General features: G+C 56.8%; 3 protein-coding genes and 1 pseudogene. 1 reads left to right on the top strand and 3 read right to left on the bottom strand.

The features are described from left to right. Positions 1–83 precede the first annotated feature (83 nt). Together tnpB and tnpA are read right to left on the bottom strand one after the other, a co-directional pair. Positions 84–437 carry an IS66 family insertion sequence element accessory protein TnpB gene (gene tnpB, locus AC1D17_RS28420; RefSeq protein WP_065657573.1) on the bottom strand — a complete coding sequence of 118 codons (354 nt, stop codon included), beginning with the start codon at positions 435–437 and terminating at the stop codon, positions 84–86. After that, positions 434–823 carry an IS66-like element accessory protein TnpA gene (gene tnpA, locus AC1D17_RS28415; protein WP_065657574.1) on the bottom strand — a complete coding sequence of 130 codons (390 nt, stop codon included), beginning with the start codon at positions 821–823 and terminating at the stop codon, positions 434–436. The genes tnpB and tnpA overlap by 4 nt, the downstream gene beginning before the upstream one ends. An 85-nt stretch (positions 824–908) precedes the next feature. Between tnpA and AC1D17_RS28410 the strand changes: the two are divergent. Beyond that, positions 909–1061, top strand: a pseudogene (locus AC1D17_RS28410) (alpha/beta fold hydrolase); the annotation flags it as partial. A gap of 72 nt (positions 1062–1133) precedes the next feature. Here the strand turns inward: AC1D17_RS28410 and AC1D17_RS28405 are convergent. Then, complete coding sequence (locus AC1D17_RS28405) at positions 1134–2672, bottom strand: GNAT family N-acetyltransferase (protein ID WP_477568553.1); 1539 nt, start codon at positions 2670–2672, stop codon at positions 1134–1136. Positions 2673–2681 lie beyond the last annotated feature (9 nt).

Below are 2681 nucleotides of genomic sequence, written 5' to 3'. Positions count from 1 at the left end.
GCGGTATCCAGCATGGCCGGAAACTACCAAATTCCAGCCCGTTTTGCCTTAGGAATCTGCGGTCCTGAGTCATCGTGCCGCAGCTATTCGATGATCTCCGGCGTTCTCGTCTGCACGGCATGAACCCGCCGCCAATCGAGGCCAGCAAACAGCGCTTCGAACTGGGCGTGGCTCAACGTCATCAGGCCATCCTTGATGCCGGGCCAGGTGAAGGTGTGCTCTTCCAGCCGCTTGTAGGCCAGCACGATACCGGAGCCATCCCAGTAGATCAGCTTCAGCCGGTCTGCCTTGCGAGACCGGAACACGAAGACGGTTCCGGTGAACGGGTTCTTGTGCAACTCGTTCTTCACCAGCGCGGCCAATCCGTCATGCCCCTTGCGGAAGTCGACTGGTTTGGTCGCGACCATGATCCGCACGCGATTTGATGGGAAGATCATGTCGCCGCCGCCAGGGCACGCGCGATGGCGGCGATCCGGGCAGCAGACGGCCCTTCCTCAAGTCGGATCGTGACTGGACCGATGAGAATCTCGACGCGGCAAATCTGCTTGACGGCTGGCTGCTCCGGGGCGGGCGTGTCGACAACCATGGCCGCGAATTCGACCGAATCTTCCGGCTCAGGCAAGACCAGCTTGCCCTGCCGCGCCAGCGTTCTCCAGGATGACAAGTGGTTCGCTTTGATCCCGTAGCGTTCCGCTACTTCGTTCACCATCACGCCCGGACGCAAGCTCTCCGAAACGATCCTGGCCTTGACGTCGTCCGGCCATTGGCGATGTGCCTCACGTCTGCTCCGCCGCGTCGTGAGAAGCTCCAATGTAGTGTCCATGGAGAAACTCCTTGTCGCTTGTCCATGGAAACTCGATCACAGATCAGGCGACGGCGGGCAACGTGGGACCAGAACACCGGTTACGAGCAATCCGGAGGGCTTGCCGACCGAGGTGTTCGACAGGTTCCGATCGGCACTTGCCGACAACCGCGCCCAGTTCTTCCGCGAAGTGCCCGCAGGTCCCTTCTATGGCTTCAGTCTCGAAGGGACGAAGACCGTCAATGCGGACGTGCTGAATACGGATCTACTGGCATTCGTGACCGCCTAACCGACCAAAATCCACCAACGCGATAGCACTGCATTCGCTGCGTCATACCTCGAACTCCAAGTTGGCACGAGTGAGAAGCCGCGGCAGGATGTCAGGCCGAATTTCATAGATCGACTGCTGCGGGTTACCGTTCACAATACCAAGATCTCTCAATTCATCCAGCCCGACCACGGGCTCGATATAGGCGGCCAAAAGATAGTTGATGACTTTGACCGGCCTGGTCGTCGTCGCCTGCCAGTGCTCAAGTTGCTGCTCGCTGTAGACGGATCGGCCACCCGTTAATTGCATCAGTTCTCTGGTGGAACTCGCGAATGTGACGCTCTCCAAAATTCCTAGCGTCGTCATGGCTTGGGAAGGCCGCTCCTTTGACGCCCCCTTGTAGAAGAACAGCAGAGAGCCCGCATCGCCGAGGTTTGACGGTGCTCGGCACAGGTAGACTTTCCGGATTGTGTTCCCTGGCCGGGTCGGGCGGTCGGCCCGAGAAGCGCCGACGAAGAAGTCCGGCTGCTTAGGCTTCCATAGGTCGGGATAGAGGGTGTCGTGATAGTCTTCCTTGATAGGAATTCCGAAGGCGCGAACTTGGTCTGTCACAAGAAAGCGGGGGTAGTTTTTTCTTGCAGTTTCGAAAATCGACATGGTGGGATCATCAAGCAGCTTTGCGGATGAAAATGCCCGTTCATAGATGAACTCGCCGTTGTCTTTCGTGCCGGCATGAGTAAAGCCATAGAACTCAAGGAGGTTCATCAACGCTGCTTGGTCTTCATATGTCGTGAGATATGCCAAGTCGTAGCCGTTGCGCTGGGCGTACCAAAGGACCTGTTTTAAAAGTAGCTCACCGAGTTTGACACCGCGTTTGTCGGGCGCCACCTTGAAGGTGCAAACTTTCAAGATTTTGTTGGCTTTCGTCACCGCATCTGTGTCGGTCGCACTCTCATCCTTTCGAACGATCAGACCCGCAAGCTCGTCGTCATCATAAACAACCCAGCAAGGGCGGTGCTGGCGAACACACTTCTCGCGCCACCAATCGTCGAACTCCGGATACCCCTGGCGGAGGCTGTCGAAAAAGTTATCTTTGTTGTTGATGGTATGAGCCTCAACCTCGGCAACATGCCTGATTGGGACCTGCTTTGGCTCGTATGTCTGCGTGAGAAGATCGACAGCGTCGCCAACGAACAAGATGCGCCGGCCAAGCTCGGCCGAGTGTTTGAAGGCGCGCTCGTGAAGGCCTTTGTCCTGCGTAACAAGAAAATCGACCGCGTCACTTTTCAAGGCGTGGAGGAGAGTTGCGTCGACGATGTCATTGGGCCGCTTCAAAGGGCCGAACTCAGCTTGAAGGTCGGCTTGGCTCAGGCCGCGCTGTTTTCCCAAGACTTGGTATTTTGAGATTTTGCTAAGGGAGATTYGGCGACGTTCCGCGTTCTTGTCGCGGGCAATGTCGTCGCGGGCCGCCTCGTGGACGAAAATCGTGATCTTGTGGGCCGCAGCGAGATTTGAGAATTTAGCATATGCGGCTTCTACAGCGTGGTAGTCTTCCAGGCCGATCAGGATGTTCGTATCAATGAGATACGACTGTTGCCTCATCTCTTAGGG

Source organism: Pararhizobium sp. P1_E7, assembly GCF_056405855.1.
The sequence above is the reverse complement of the archived record's forward strand: the minus strand, read 5'-3'. Positions and strand labels throughout refer to the sequence as shown.